Raw genomic sequence first — 13,771 nt, forward strand, 5'->3', positions numbered from 1 at the left:
AGCTCCTGTCCAAGCGTGTTTTTCTGCTTATTATTTTTTCTCAGACAGATAAAGTGCAAGATTGGCAATTTCCTCTGGTTTAAGTTGATCTTTAAAGGCAGGCATACCTTTACGGCCCTTCGTGATCACGCCAAACAATGCATTAGTGTCCATATGTCCGCCTACTTGCTGGAGAGCTGGTCCTGCTCCGCCCTGGAGCTGATCACCATGACAGGTAATGCAGCTGGCTTTCAACGTAGCTTCAGCCGCAGCCGCGTCCAAAGTTACCTCAGGCATTGTTGGTTTTGCTTCTTCAGCTACTTCTTTTTTCCCTGGAAGCGTAAACATCAGCGCAAGGGCCAGCGCACATGCGACGAAGAACAATCCGCTCATAATCCATTTTTGCATCGTCATATCGTCCCTTCTTATGTATACTGCAATTGATTCTATTATAAACGAACATACAAAGACATCATAGCAGTTGTGACAAAAAAAGCAATAAAACAACGCTTTCTTTAACTAAAATTACACAAAATTGTGCTATTTTTCATAGTCATAACGGTTTCGGATGGAATTTCCAGAATCGTCCGAAGACATATAAACCATGCAATGAAAAAGAGCTTTGCCAGTCGGAGTCATCCGTTCGTACGTGTCCGTAACATGAAAACCGACGTTGTAGTATGTGCGGATTGCACGTTCATTCCAAGTTAAGACCTCAAGGTCAATCTCATCCTCAGGACGCCGCTGCCTGGCCACATCCACAATAGACTGCACAAATTGTTTACCCATTCCGAGTCCACACCAATCCGGTCGCATACCAAGACCAATCCGCGTTACGCCTTCCATTGGGAACAACTGCGCGAATCCCCACATCCGCTGTTCTTCATCGAGAATGGATACATACTGCTGCTCGCGGATGTCCGGATCGCCAAACTCGATACCAAGTCCTTTCATTTGCTCCCAGGGGAGCCAGCCATAGATATTGTAAGGAGATGGGTAGGTCCAGCTGCAAATCTCCGCCGCTTGATACGAATCCATTGGAACCGCATAAAACCGCTGTGCCATGGGAAGCAATTGTCATTCTCCTTTCATGATTTACGGAATAAGAAGAAAACACCCGCCAAAAGAAGGGATGCTTCTCTTCGCGGGTATATTTGTATGATATAAATGATTTCAAATTATTCAGACGCGTGGTTTTCGTATGCTGAATCATCCATAATTCGCTTGGCGCCAATATAACGCTCCGCATAATAGCTTTCACCCAGTCGGTTAGTTACGACCCCTCTTGAAGTGGAGGCATGGGCAAATTGATCATCGCCGATATAAATGCCTACATGGGATACGCCCTGACCTGATGTATTGAAAAATATGAGGTCCCCCGGGCGAAGGTCTTCGCGGGATACGGCCGTACCCATCTCAAATTGGGAGCCCGACTGATGGGGAAGCTTCATTCCCATTGCGGAGAATATGTACATTGTAAATCCAGAGCAGTCAAAACCACTTGTTGTCATGCCACCATAGCTGTATCTTGTCCCTAGCACCTTATCGATTTCTTGATCCAGCTTACTATCGGCAAAAGCGCTGCCTAAGCCTGCCGTGAACAGCATCGAAAGGCCTAACACGGTTGCACTGAACTTCTTAAGCATAAATAACTCCTTCCGCTGCCTGCGAGGTTAGCTGTAGGGTTCGGTTGAAGGTCCCCTATGATCCCTTAGTAGCAAGATCAATTCACCCGTGGTTGGATCCCCCGCTTCCATTGTTCTGGAATTTGGCATATGCATTCTATATATAAAAGCCCTTACAATAATGACAAAGTTATTACATTGAATATTCTATCAGAGGGCCTGTCCATTTGGCAATTGTTTCTTGCTGTCTTTTGAATAGAATAGATGGCTATTCGTGTCGAATTATTGTCACAAAAATTTTCTCGTAAAGGTGCAAACTTTTTCCCTATTTCATCCGTTATAAAAGTATAAAGAAAAAGCCGCGAAGGAGATTGTGGTGAATCTCATTCGGGCTTAAGTAAACTTTTGGTTATGAAATTAATTGTAGTTCACGGCGGCGGATTTGTACTTGCTTGGGCTCATGACTCGTTTGGCGCCAATGTAACGCTTGCCAAAATAGCTCGAGTTGATTGCGGTGATGGTGACACCGCGGGAACTTGAGGAATGTGCAAATTTGCCCCCGCCTATATAGATCCCTACATGGGATACGCCTCTGCCTGAGGTGTTAAAGAATACAAGATCGCCGGCTTTCAGTTGGCTCTTCGGTACTGCAGTCCCAACTTTATATTGGGATACCGATGAACGCGGCAAAGTCAGCCCCAGTTTCTTGAATACATAACTTGTAAATCCAGAGCAATCGAATCCTTTGGCTGTGGTTCCGCCCGATTTATAGGAGACGCCAATGACGGGTTTGATTGCGCTGTTTAACTTGGAATCCGCGAAAGCGCTTCCGGTGCCTAACGTAAGGGCGAGAGCTAGACCGAGTGAAACGGCTGTTAGCTTCTTTTTCAAGTGATAAGCTCCTTCCAATGCCTGCGAGGTTAGCTTAAGGGTTCGGCTGAAGGTTAGCCTATGACCCCTCTGTTGCGAGATCAATTCACCCAAGACGGTTCCCCCGCTTCCCGTTGAAACGGGAATTCGGCTTCTTAAGATATAAGACAGATTATAAGTATACGATAGTTTATCCATATGAAATAGTTACAGGAAAGATGACAAAGTTGTTACTAACACATTCGTTATTTTATCAGAGTATTAACTTTTTGGCAAACGAGGAAAGTATATTTGAACATAAAAAATCCCGTTCTTCCTAGAGGAGAACGGGATTTTTTTATTTAGTTGGCTAGCGTTATGCATCTTTTGAGCTTGATAGTGACATATAATGCATGAATTTATGGTAAAAATTAGTTTTTTTGATTATGCTAAGTTTCTTATGGATATGTGAACGATTTTCAAATTTGACGACTATGAGTATGCCATACATGATATTGAGCAGTAACGCTCCACAACTGGAACAGACTGCTCACAAAATAGGAGGTCTGCTGAATGATTAACCCGATCAGACCTGACCATAGGAAGGACATACCGCTGAGTAGAAGGAGAAGAGCTATCGCTGTTCCGCCGATCGTAATGGAGATGAGCATAGCCTTTCCGATGTGACGGAGACAGACCATCAGAGCGGATATCATGCCCATGCCAGTTGTTTTGCCGAACTGCATATAAAGAAAGAACAAATGAATGAGATACGCATACAACAGCCAACAGACGAAGTAAGGAGCGATCTTTAGCAACGTAGACGGGTCGCGAATGGCAGCTAATAGTGAAGGTAACATTTTCGGCACCAGCCAATATGCGGGGGTAAAGGTCAGAATCGTCTCAACCACATAAAATAAAGTTACCGGTTTCCATAGCTGACGGATGCCCTTGAAGAAGAACAGACCTCGCTCGCCTTTCGCCTCTTGATGGAGATTGTAAAATATACCGGCATGAATAAGAGGAGTCAGAAGCATCCGAATGATCAGCATACAGATGAGTATCCAGGCATAGGTATGAACGTCACTGCTTTGAGTCAGGGCCTTTTCGCCCTCGTAAAAATACAACAGCTTACTAAGCTCATTCGGAGCAGGGTCCGGGAATCGCATCAGTAGCGGAACGACGGCTGATTTAACAAGGCGATACAGGCAATATCCCCACAGAAGCCGATACAGAAACAGAAGAATAATAACATAGAACTGATCTTTCACACTGGTCCAGCCTTTGCCTGCGTAGCTTTTCATGTTCTCCCCCCTTACCATGACAGGCTGCCGAATAGTGTCTCTACCAGCTTGGTGATGCTCAGGTTCCAGCGCGTGACAGCTTTCGGATCCATTCCCGCCTTCATATAGTTATTGATGTGTTTGTTCTCGAGCACGATCGTGTATTTCGGATCAACCATTGTCCAGATGAGTGGAGATTTATGTTTGATTTCATACTGGGTTTTTCCATTCTTGCCGTCCCACACCTTTTCAACCGTCTTCCCGTCCTCAAATGCAAATCTGATCGGGATGTTGGAGACGGTGCCGCCCTTGCTCACGATGGTCACAATCGTCTTATAGGCGGGGTCTTCCCGGGTTCCGATATTTTGGGTCTGAATGTTCTCCACAGCGACGTCAGCCATCAGGTTACCGTATACATATTGGTCAAAATAAGGCTGCCACGATTGTTTGGTGATTTGCTCCACAACCTGTAGAAAATCTTTAGTTGTCGGATGTTTGAAGCGGTATTTTTTCGCATAAGTCATCATGATTTTGTCCATCGTCTGTGTGCCGACCAGGCGTTCAATATCCTGCAGCACCAGCTTGCCGCGTGTGTAGACGTTCAAAGCGTATTTTTCGTGAGATCCGTATTTCCAAGATTCCTGTTTAAGCGGCTCAGGCGAGGATATGGCCGCAGCTTGTGCTGCTGTGTTAGTGGTTAATCCGTATTCCTGCTCCATTACCCGATCCTCGGCATAGGAGGTGAATCCTTCGTCGAGCCAGGCCTCCTCGAACTCATTGTTCGCGATCATGCCGTAAAAATATTGGTGTCCGATTTCATGGATGATCGTGCGCTCCAGCTCGTACCCTGGCGAATCGTCCTTGGCTCCGAAAGCGGTCACCAGCGTCGGATATTCCATACCGCCCGCGCCGTTTCCAGCGTCTGGAGGCACTACAATGGACAACGTAGCGTACGGATAGGAGCCGTACCATTTACCGTAAGAGGATAAAGCTGCTTTGGCAGCATCAAAATAGCGGTCTTTCAGGTCTTTATGCACCGGATCAAGGTAAAGCTTAATGCGGACACCGGGTACACCAGGTGCAGAAAATGCCTCTTCCGATACGACAAAATTGGGCGAGGCTGCCCAGGCAAAGTCATGAACATCGTCTGCGTAGAATTGGTAGACCTTCTCACCGTTTGATTTTGTGGCCGGTTTGGTCGGAAAACCAGTGGCTGCAACAATATAGTTCTCCGGCACCCGGATACGGACGCTGTAAATGCCGAAGTCCGCATAAAACTCAGAGTTTCCATGGTATTGATGGAGATTCCAACCTTCCTCCGTGCGATCTCGAACTCCCGCAGGCTCGTATACGCTGATTTTCGGAAACCATTGTCCAGCCATTACAAAATCATCAGCTGTACCCATACGTGCAAAGATTTTGGGCATATCGACTTCAAATTCCATATTCAGCGTAATGCTCTCTCCGCCTTTAACAGAACGCGGAAGACGCAGCTTCACCAGGCTTTTGTCCTTCGCGTTGCCATCATCAGGCTGCACATATTGGAGACGGTGGAGCAGGGATAGCCCTTCAATTGTTTTGATCCCCGTAATCGTCATGGATCCGAATCCGTCCTCAGGCATACGGTCTGATCGAAGTCTGCCACCAGATTCCTTCATAAACGTGGTTTCTTTGGATGCAAAAGCATTAGGGTAAAGATGAAAGTAAAGCTCGTTTACGGCTTTTTTACCAGGATGAGTCCAGGTTATCGTCTGTTTTCCCTTCAATTTGTTTTCGCCCGGCTCAAACCTGACATCCATGTGATATTCAACCAGTCTGTTGCTCAGTGCAGGAGCAGGTACATCGTACTGTGCTTTAGGTGGGGAGAGCGGGGCTTTCTCCACTATCGCAGGCTTGCCCAATTCTGGAGCGAGAACAGGCGCTGAAACATGGATACCCTGCAGAAATAACAGCATTGACCCTCCAAGGAGACCGAGGGCGAGCAGGGATGAAAGAAAGACTTTGGCGCGTGGTGGGACCATATCGAACAACCTCCCGTTGACAAGCATCTATAGCATGTATATGTTTGCTTTTAGGCGATTATTAGTTAAAATAAAATTATTGGGACTAGTTATTAGAAGAATGAGCAAGGCGGAGGTCTCTTCCGTCCTTACATAGGAGGTTTTGCCGTAATGGAGAATGAGGAACAAAAAGACAAGAAGCAGATTGCCCTTAACATTATAAGCAGTAAAAGCAAGCACAAAGGGTTCGGAGCAGGCTCCATTGATCTGAACAGTGTATCTCCGGTCATCATTGACGGCGGAGTAGCAAAAATTGAGATTGGTGCAATGCACGCGAAGAGCAAGGTGGAACGCGGCATTAGGTTTTCCACTAACCGGGAGGATGTACCGAACGGTCGTCAGTTGTGGATTGTATGGGTTGCCGTGGACCGTACAGCTGAGGGACAGCACTATGGCGGTATGACTGCATGTGAGATGTGGATCGATCAGGAAGCGAAGCGAGGCTGGAAAATTCTCGCTGACCACGTGAATAAGTTGGATGCGGCACTGAAGCGTAAAATCATTGTTGATGGGTTGGGTAACGTGGAGAAGCAAGCACTGAAGGATCTGCTGATCTCCAAAAACGAGGAATGGTGGAATGCCTCTTCTGACGAGTTTAAACAGGCGTTGGATACGGAATCGGAATAATAAATTGAGGAAGCCCGGTACGGATAAGATCCGTCCGGGCTTTTATTTAAGAGATAAGAAAGGATAAAACTTCGATTTTGAGATACATGAATAGTATTTCCCGATGGATCGAGAGATCTACTATTATTTAGAAGGGGAGCTTGTACGTGAACGTTTTATTCTTATCAAGCAAGGGGTGACTCCAATTAAAGGTCAGCTTCTGATTTTTAAATCCGGTGTATATCAGACCATCGCCGACATAGCCCGCTTCATTTGGAGGATATTCTTCAATCAGCTTCTTTGCTTCATCATCCAGCTGCAGTTTTTGATAGATCAGAATAGATTGCTTAGCTGTAGGATGAACAATAAATAGCGTTGCTTTTTTATAAGGGCGGACTAGCAGAAACTCCGGTTCGATTGCTTCCACAACGAAATCATCCTTTACACCGGTAATGGCCTCAAGATTATACGTTTTGACTACCTTCCCAGTAGGGTGGACAAGCTGCAGAGTGCTGCCGTTCATGATCGCTACATTTCCTTTATAGTCGTCTATATTCGGTTTCGTATTGCGGCCGCTAAAGTTAGCGTAATGGGTGCTGCCTGCGTTAACAATCTTTCCGTTATAAATGAGGACACGAATGTGAGACTCGTGAATATGCGGTTCGCCGTAAGAGTTGTTTATATCCACCACGTAGCTGGAGGGATTGATCTTACGGGGTTTGATATTGAGTAGATCAATACGTTCTATTGAAGCCTTGCCGGCTTTCTTTGGGACACTACCGGCTTGACCAGTTAGTAATGTACCGTCCTCACGGCTTAACCAGAAGACCATGCCACCGACAGCTCCGGAAGCATATTGTTTGCTTCCTTGAAGCGAAACCTTGGATTTCCCGTTCCACTTTACTGGGATTCCAAAGCTTTTAGCCAGGAGTGAAGTTGGAACATAAGTAACGCCGTGTTTCACAATCGGGGTAGCTCCAAGGGCAATGGCTGTTCCCTTGGCATTTATCGCTTTGGACTGGCCAGATGCGATACGGACAGACTCGAAGGGACTATTAATATACACATATTTTTTATTAGGTGTCACTGTAATATGAAGATCCAAATACTCCGATAGCTCCTTAATGGGAACAAATACAACTCCGTTTTTCTTAAACGGCGCATTTGTCAATTCCGCATTCCAGGATGTTTTTTGGCTTTCTTTCTGGGCCACTGCTGCAGAAGCCGCCTGTGCTGAGCCTGAAAGGACACCAGATAAAGGCATGAGAACAAGCGTCAGAGCCAGTGCCGCAGCCCCGGTGATTTTATATGACTTTACTGATTTCATTAAATACACCTCCACAACAAGTGATATATACTAGACGCTTCTTTGATGGGAAAAGTTTCATATTCGAGGTTTGAAGTAGTGTCCATAAGATCGATTGCTTTCTTAGGAATCTTCGGATGGCGCGATTCCACCAGATACAACGCTGCCCTTATGTATGACAGCTTTCCTTGGAGCTCTTCTCGCCACTGCTTCTGCCGCGCAGCTTGCTGCTACAAGCACACAGCTTGCTTCATCACCAACCGCAGGCCATACGCGGGTTCCATTACGATCTAGTGGCAGTAAGCCATCTGTAATGAAGCCTAGTGCCTCAGCAAGCTTGCGTTCGCTTCTCCAGCCGTAACATTCTGCAAAAATGCTTGCACGCTCTAAATTATCCCCTGTACCAAACGGCGACCAGTGATCTGTAATGCTGTCTTGTCCAATAACAACCTTTGCTCCTCGCTCATAGAGTAGCGGCAGGGGCATTGTCATCGTGCCTATCGGAACTGTTGTAGCAAGTGTAATCCCCAGTTCAGCGAATAGATCTGCTATTTCACTAACAAGTAAAGCAGGTACTCCAGCTAGACCAAAGCCATGACTTATCGTCACTCTTCCTTGCCAACCAATTTCCCGAGTAAGGGCAGCTAAGCGTCGCATCGTAAATATCCCCAGATGACCGGCATCATGCAAGTGCATATCAATATCTGCATTCTCATCAACCGCTAGCTGTACCATCGCATCGAGCGAAGCTTCGATATTCCCGTCCACGGTAGCAGGATCGAGTCCACCGACCAGATGTGCACCTGATCTCAATGCTTCGCTTACAAGTGGAACTGAATCTGAGTGCAAAAGCCCGTGCTGAGGAAATGCGACGATTTCATATGTACATTTATTTTGATAAGACTCTAATGCTTGCAAGGTAGCTTCTAAATTGCGCAGGCCGGTAGTCGGTTCAATATTACAATGGGTACGCACATGTGTGGAACCATTGTTCAGGACTAGTTCTAATAGCTGTTCCGCACGATCCTTCGCCGTTGGAAGCAGGGTGGAGAGCAGCGCTTTTTCCTCTTCAATCCGTGAAAAGACTCCATTCGGTGCTGGACGAACAGCTCGCCATGGACCTCCATAGTACGTTTTATCCAAGTGGATGTGCATTTCTCTAAAAGCAGGCAGCAGAAGCTGCGCATTAGCATCATAGCAGGGGAGTTCGGAGTGAAAAGGAGTCTCGGCTGTTACAATCTCAGCGAACTTGCCGGCGTTAATTCTCACATGGCATTTTTCTGTTAAAGTGGATACAATCTCTTCGCCTTCAAAAGCATAACCGCTCTCAAGGAGCAGGTTAGTAATCCAGTATTCTGTAATGAGCTTGTTCATTCAATTAGTCGCTCTCCTTTTGTGATTTCATAGACTTATGTTAGCATAGCACCATATATATGAAAATTAGGAAGAGTGTATAATATATTTTGGAATCGTTTTGAAGGGAGATTCGTTCATGAAAGTTATTACATTAGTCGTTAGTTTGCTGGTCGTCTCTATGTTCTCATTAGATACACAGGCAGCGGAAAAAGGGTACGGCAAAGAGGTTGGTACTACCGTTATGTCTTACAACATTCATCATGGGGTCGGTATAGATGGAGAGCTAAGCCTGAACAGAATTGCAGATGTCATTCGTGATTCCGGTGCAGAAATTGTAGGCCTTCAGGAAGTGGACCGGTTTTACGGAGCTCGGAGTGACTTTAAAGACCAAGCGAAGGAATTAGCGAGCCTACTTGGGTATCACTATGCCTACGGTGCTAATCTTGATTTGGAGTCTAGGGAAGGACAGACGAATAATAGGCAGTACGGCACAGCCATTCTCAGTAAATATCCTATCCTTCATTCGGAGAATATTCTGCTCAGCAGCTTTGGAAAAGAGCAGCGCGGCGTTCTGCATGCTGTCGTGAACGTACGGGGTATTCATGTGGATGTGTACAACACCCATCTTGGGCTGGACGTCCCGAGTCGTATGGCTCAGGTACAGGAAATAATAGATCTAGCTTCTGCCTCAAACGGTCCGGCTTTATTGACGGGGGATTTTAATGCGGAGCCTGACAGCGAGGAGATTCAGCTGCTGTTAGATAACGGCTTATTCATAAACAGCTTTCAGGGGATTGATGATGCATACACATTCCCAGTATTTAATCCGTCTGAAATTATCGATTACATTCTGACGTCTCCTGCTGTTCAGCATGCCAACCAGCGTGTAATACATGCGGAGGCTTCCGATCATCTGCCGATCGCAACGGATGTTATATTCAAGCGGTAAAATCACATGTGAATCGATTCCGCAGTTACAGCAAAAGAAATCCCCTGTCTCTTGAAGCCGAGAAACAGGGGATTTTTGCGTGCATGGAACTTGTCAGGATGAAGATGGCGTGTTGTCTTTGCCCATCAAGATCGTCAGTCCGAGAATCGTCACAAGAATCGTTGCGCCCATATCGGAAATAATGGCGATCCATAAAGTCAGAAGGCCGGGAATTGTCAGCAGCAGAGCAATGGCCTTCAGCGATAACGAAATGCCAATATTCCAGCGGATAATGCTGTTTACCTTTCTTGCCGTCCGGATTGCGCTCGGAAGCTTGCCAAGGTGATCCTGCATCAACACCACATCAGCGGTCTCGATGGCACTGTCTGTTCCTTTTCCCATGGCAATCCCTAAATCCGCTGCCGCAAGCGCAGGAGCATCATTGATACCGTCTCCGACCATACCGGTCTTTTGTTTGCGTGTCAGCTCTTTGATCTTGGCAACTTTCTCCTCAGGGAGCAAACTTGCGAAAAAGCTTGTGACACCCGACTGCTTGGCAATGGACTGAGCGGATTGCTCGTGGTCTCCTGTAAGCATGACGGTGTTCGTGATGCCGGCTTCATGCAGCTGAGAAATAACTTCCGGTGTTTCCGCACGGATCTCGTCAGCCAAACCGAATAGACCAAGTACAGAATGCTCGTCTGTTGCCACGATAATCGTATATCCCTGCTCTTTCAGCTTTCGGATATCTTCACGTACAGCGGCCATGACGCTCTCCTGCCCGCCTTGCACATAACGTAGCACTTCCTCGCTGCCAACCCAATACAGATTTCCGCCGACCTCAGCACGGACGCCTTCTCCTGGCAACACTGTGGACTGCAGTGGCTCCGCAAATGTCTCTTTCGGCTGCTTCGCAGCCAAGTGTTTCATGACTGCTTTTGCCAACGGATGCAAGGAAGATTGTTCTATAGAGCCAGTGATAGCGTAAAATTTCTCTTCATCATATACCGTTTCCGCGTATACAGCAGGTTCGCCGCGTGTTAGCGTACCGGTCTTATCAAAAGCGATGGCTTCGAGCCGTCCGAGTTGCTCCATATGAACGCCGCCTTTGACCAAAATCCCGTTGCGGGCGGACCGGGTCATACCGCTAACCAGTGCAATCGGGGATGAGAGCACCAGAGAACAGGGACAACCGACAATGAGGATGGAGAGACCTTGGTACACCCATGTCATCCAAGGTTGGCCAAGTAGCAGCGGCGGGATCACGGCAACAGCCAAAGCAATGATCATGATTGCCGGTGTGTAATATTTAGCGAACTTATCGATGAACAGCTCAGTCGGAGTCTTGCTGTCCTGTGCTTCTTGGACCAGATGCATAATCTTGGCGAGGGAAGAGTCCTCGTAGGCTTTGGTGACCTCTATGTTCAGCAGGCCGTCCGTACTGATACTGCCGCCGAACACGGTGTCGCCTTCCCGCTTGGTAACTGGCACCGACTCACCGGTGATGGCGGCCTCATTGACTGCTCCAGTGCCTTGTGAAATGACTCCATCGGAAGGGATTTTCTCTCCTGGGCGGACACGTACAATGTCGCCTGGGGAAAGACTCGCAATCGGCACACGCACGGTCTGACCGTCCTTGAGCAGTTCCGCCTCTTTTGGGGCAGCGGCAAGCAGAGCTTCCATCGACTGGCGGGCACGGTTCATTCCGTAACCTTCGAGCATCTCGTTAAGACCAAACAAGATGGCTACGAGTGTCGCTTCTCGCCATTCCCCAATGATCACGGCACCGATCAGTGCCACAGTCATAAGCGTATCCATATTAAATTTAAACTTCGTCAAGTTCCGGAGTCCTCGCAGGAACGTGGTATAACCGCTCAGAATCATGGCCGCAGCATACAAGGTAATAATGACGGGAGCGGGTACATTGTTTTCCAAAACAAACGTAAGAAGATAAAAAACAGCCGAAATCGAAAGCACCCATTTCATAGTTCGGCCTGAGCTGTGGCTATGGTCGTGTCCATGGCCTTCACTGTGATCGTGACTGTGACTATGATCATGTTGATGAGCATGGGCGCTGTGGTCGTGACTATGTCCATGTGGGTGGTCAGAGCTTGAAGCTGCGGCGGCACTATGATCTGCCATGTAAATAATACGGGCCCCGTCGCTTTTTAAAATGCCTTCCACACGGCGTAGGTCTACATTCGGTGAAAGAGTCAGCTTTCCGCTGTTATAGCTCAGTTTTGCATTCTGACCATGTTCAAGCTTCTGAATTTCTTCCTGCATTTCACGTGTGCAGTTTGGACAGGAAAGACCCTGGACGCGGTATTCCTTCTGGTTCTCATCTTTTCCTTTGCCGCTCTGTGCGGATTCGTTATAAGTGCTCATGCTTACACCTTCTCCTTCTGATGCTCCAGTGTCATATGAAGCAGGGTACGGATATGGTCGTCCTTTAAGGAATAAAACACATTTTTACCTTCTTTGCGTGATTTGGCGATATGCTTATTCTTTAATGTTCGAAGATGGTGGGAGGCCGTTGCCGTAGAGCTCCCAAGCACCTCCGCTACATCGCATACACACAGCTCGCCACCCTGGTCCAGCATATATGCGACCTTAACCCGAGTAGGGTCAGCGAGAGCCTTGAAAATCTCGGTCATGCCGATGATGTCATCTTCCGATATAGCTTGCTTCAGCTGCGATACCGTCTCGGCAGTGGGACAAAATGTTTCGCATATATCTAATGTTTCGTTAAAGGATATCGGATCCGTTTTGGCAGTCACCCTCATTACCTCCCATTGTAGTTCCATCAAACTTCGTTATTCGGATTTACAAACCATTATATTCAAACAATAGTTTGATTGTTATCTTGAATATAACCCAAAATCAACCGTTATTCAAACGTTGGTTTGATTGTTGTTACTATGTGCGGTCTGTCTACTTTGAAGTACGTCGAAAGTCGTTTTTCTTATCGATCACAGACACATACGGGTTCTCTTGGATATAAAAACGCCAAGGCTTAGCTGCATACTCTTCCGCATAAGGAATGTTAATACGTGGTCCCTGAACAATTGAAAGACCAGAGGTACCTGCGCCTAGTTCAAGATATAATGGTCCATCCATACGGTTCAGTTGGCAGCCGTTCAGACTTTTGTCAATACGGAGAGCACGGCACAGCTTACCAGGCCCGTTGCTCAGATTGGCAGCTTTGCCAGCAGGAAGCTTACCGCGGTAAAGCTGCATTAGCTCCGCGTCCCGGGATGTCAAAGGCTCTACGGCCCGAATCAGGACCGCATGCGGATCATCTTCGTCACCGGTGACCACATTGACGCAGTGATACATGCCGTAGATCAGATACACATAACATGCACCGCCTGCCTGAAACAACATCTCCGTCCGGGCTGTTCGTCTGGCGCCAAATGCGTGTGACCCTTTGTCTTCTTTGCCTCCGTAACTTTCTGTTTCCACGATTTTGCACCGGATATCACCGTCCTCGGTACAGCGTACCAGTGTTTGTCCAAGAAGCTTGGGCGCGGCTTCAAGTGCGGTGGCGGTATAAATAGAAGGCGGCAGAGGCCGGCCATAGAGCTGTGAGTTATCTTTTTTATTTGAATTCATCAGGAAGTACCTTTCTTTGTTAAGTACGAATCTTATATAGAATCTTTATATATAGTATAAACAAATTCGAGCATACCTCTTTGAGTGGCACGTAAGCTGCAAACAAGAAAATGCTTCCATTCGTATACCGCCACACTTATACTAGTATCTTAAATAGTGCCAGAATC

General features: G+C 47.0%; 13 protein-coding genes and 2 riboswitches. Of the genes, 2 read left to right on the forward strand and 11 right to left on the reverse strand.

Annotated features, from left to right (window positions below; genetic code table 11):
- Window positions 1-30 precede the first annotated feature (30 nt).
- The 6 genes from MNQ98_RS00480 to MNQ98_RS00505 all read right to left on the reverse strand — a co-directional run bounded on the left by MNQ98_RS00480 (window position 31) and on the right by MNQ98_RS00505 (window position 5,757).
- Window positions 31-387 carry a c-type cytochrome gene (locus tag MNQ98_RS00480; RefSeq protein ID WP_241933804.1) on the reverse strand — a complete coding sequence of 119 codons (357 nt, stop codon included), beginning with the start codon at window positions 385-387 and terminating at the stop codon, window positions 31-33.
- A gap of 132 nt (window positions 388-519) precedes the next feature.
- Window positions 520-1,044 carry a GNAT family N-acetyltransferase gene (locus MNQ98_RS00485; RefSeq protein ID WP_241933805.1) on the reverse strand — a complete coding sequence of 175 codons (525 nt, stop codon included), beginning with the start codon at window positions 1,042-1,044 and terminating at the stop codon, window positions 520-522.
- Between the two features lie 113 nt (window positions 1,045-1,157).
- Window positions 1,158-1,625 carry a C40 family peptidase gene (locus MNQ98_RS00490; RefSeq protein ID WP_241931424.1) on the reverse strand — a complete coding sequence of 156 codons (468 nt, stop codon included), beginning with the start codon at window positions 1,623-1,625 and terminating at the stop codon, window positions 1,158-1,160.
- 1 nt (window position 1,626) lies between these two features.
- A riboswitch (cyclic di-AMP (ydaO/yuaA leader) is annotated at window positions 1,627-1,763 on the reverse strand.
- A 258-nt stretch (window positions 1,764-2,021) separates the two neighbouring features.
- Window positions 2,022-2,495: a C40 family peptidase gene (locus tag MNQ98_RS00495; RefSeq protein ID WP_241931425.1), complete on the reverse strand. Its 474-nt coding sequence runs from the start codon at window positions 2,493-2,495 to the stop codon at window positions 2,022-2,024.
- A 3-nt stretch (window positions 2,496-2,498) separates the two neighbouring features.
- Window positions 2,499-2,637: riboswitch (cyclic di-AMP (ydaO/yuaA leader) on the reverse strand.
- Window positions 2,638-2,932: 295 nt separating this feature from the next.
- Window positions 2,933-3,757 carry a hypothetical protein gene (locus tag MNQ98_RS00500; RefSeq protein ID WP_241931426.1) on the reverse strand — a complete coding sequence of 275 codons (825 nt, stop codon included), beginning with the start codon at window positions 3,755-3,757 and terminating at the stop codon, window positions 2,933-2,935.
- Window positions 3,758-3,768: 11 nt separating this feature from the next.
- On the reverse strand, window positions 3,769-5,757 hold the full coding sequence (locus tag MNQ98_RS00505; protein WP_241931427.1) for a M1 family metallopeptidase: 1,989 nt from the start codon (window positions 5,755-5,757) through the stop codon (window positions 3,769-3,771).
- Between the two features lie 150 nt (window positions 5,758-5,907).
- On the opposite strand from MNQ98_RS00505, the gene MNQ98_RS00510 reads away from it, so the two are divergent.
- Window positions 5,908-6,423, forward strand: coding sequence for a YwhD family protein (locus MNQ98_RS00510; RefSeq protein WP_241931428.1), 516 nt, complete (start codon window positions 5,908-5,910; stop codon window positions 6,421-6,423).
- Between the two features lie 127 nt (window positions 6,424-6,550).
- On the opposite strand, the gene MNQ98_RS00515 is transcribed toward MNQ98_RS00510, so the two are convergent.
- Both MNQ98_RS00515 and MNQ98_RS00520 read right to left on the reverse strand, forming a co-directional pair.
- Window positions 6,551-7,729, reverse strand: a complete 1,179-nt coding sequence (locus MNQ98_RS00515; RefSeq protein ID WP_241931429.1) for a copper amine oxidase N-terminal domain-containing protein — start codon at window positions 7,727-7,729, stop codon at window positions 6,551-6,553.
- Window positions 7,730-7,831: 102 nt separating this feature from the next.
- On the reverse strand, window positions 7,832-9,082 hold the full coding sequence (locus tag MNQ98_RS00520) for an amidohydrolase (RefSeq protein ID WP_241931430.1): 1,251 nt from the start codon (window positions 9,080-9,082) through the stop codon (window positions 7,832-7,834).
- 118 nt (window positions 9,083-9,200) lie between these two features.
- Between MNQ98_RS00520 and MNQ98_RS00525 the strand changes: the two genes are divergently transcribed.
- Window positions 9,201-10,013, forward strand: a complete 813-nt coding sequence (locus tag MNQ98_RS00525; RefSeq protein WP_241931431.1) for an endonuclease/exonuclease/phosphatase family protein — start codon at window positions 9,201-9,203, stop codon at window positions 10,011-10,013.
- Between the two features lie 93 nt (window positions 10,014-10,106).
- On the opposite strand, the gene MNQ98_RS00530 is transcribed toward MNQ98_RS00525, so the two are convergent.
- The 3 genes from MNQ98_RS00530 to MNQ98_RS00540 all read right to left on the reverse strand — a co-directional run bounded on the left by MNQ98_RS00530 (window position 10,107) and on the right by MNQ98_RS00540 (window position 13,604).
- Window positions 10,107-12,377: a heavy metal translocating P-type ATPase gene (locus MNQ98_RS00530; protein ID WP_241931432.1), complete on the reverse strand. Its 2,271-nt coding sequence runs from the start codon at window positions 12,375-12,377 to the stop codon at window positions 10,107-10,109.
- 2 nt (window positions 12,378-12,379) lie between these two features.
- Window positions 12,380-12,769, reverse strand: coding sequence for an ArsR/SmtB family transcription factor (locus MNQ98_RS00535; RefSeq protein WP_241931433.1), 390 nt, complete (start codon window positions 12,767-12,769; stop codon window positions 12,380-12,382).
- Between the two features lie 154 nt (window positions 12,770-12,923).
- Entirely contained in the window at window positions 12,924-13,604 is a 681-nt protein-coding gene (locus MNQ98_RS00540; protein ID WP_241931434.1) for a DNA-3-methyladenine glycosylase, read from the reverse strand.
- Between the last annotated feature and the right edge of the window lie 167 nt (window positions 13,605-13,771).

This window comes from Paenibacillus sp. N3/727 (assembly GCF_022637315.1).
In the GTDB taxonomy this organism is placed as follows: domain Bacteria; phylum Bacillota; class Bacilli; order Paenibacillales; family Paenibacillaceae; genus Paenibacillus_AQ; species Paenibacillus_AQ uliginis.

Coding starts and splice junctions, on each gene's coding strand:
- MNQ98_RS00480 (WP_241933804.1), bottom strand. CDS start 387: ATGCAAAAATGGATTATGAGCGGATTGTTCTTCGTCGCATGTGCGCTG.
- MNQ98_RS00485 (WP_241933805.1), bottom strand. CDS start 1,044: ATGGCACAGCGGTTTTATGCGGTTCCAATGGATTCGTATCAAGCGGCG.
- MNQ98_RS00490 (WP_241931424.1), bottom strand. CDS start 1,625: ATGCTTAAGAAGTTCAGTGCAACCGTGTTAGGCCTTTCGATGCTGTTC.
- MNQ98_RS00500 (WP_241931426.1), bottom strand. CDS start 3,757: ATGAAAAGCTACGCAGGCAAAGGCTGGACCAGTGTGAAAGATCAGTTC.
- MNQ98_RS00505 (WP_241931427.1), bottom strand. CDS start 5,757: ATGGTCCCACCACGCGCCAAAGTCTTTCTTTCATCCCTGCTCGCCCTC.
- MNQ98_RS00510 (WP_241931428.1), top strand. CDS start 5,908: ATGGAGAATGAGGAACAAAAAGACAAGAAGCAGATTGCCCTTAACATT.
- MNQ98_RS00515 (WP_241931429.1), bottom strand. CDS start 7,729: ATGAAATCAGTAAAGTCATATAAAATCACCGGGGCTGCGGCACTGGCT.
- MNQ98_RS00520 (WP_241931430.1), bottom strand. CDS start 9,082: ATGAACAAGCTCATTACAGAATACTGGATTACTAACCTGCTCCTTGAG.
- MNQ98_RS00525 (WP_241931431.1), top strand. CDS start 9,201: ATGAAAGTTATTACATTAGTCGTTAGTTTGCTGGTCGTCTCTATGTTC.
- MNQ98_RS00530 (WP_241931432.1), bottom strand. CDS start 12,377: ATGAGCACTTATAACGAATCCGCACAGAGCGGCAAAGGAAAAGATGAG.
- MNQ98_RS00540 (WP_241931434.1), bottom strand. CDS start 13,604: ATGAATTCAAATAAAAAAGATAACTCACAGCTCTATGGCCGGCCTCTG.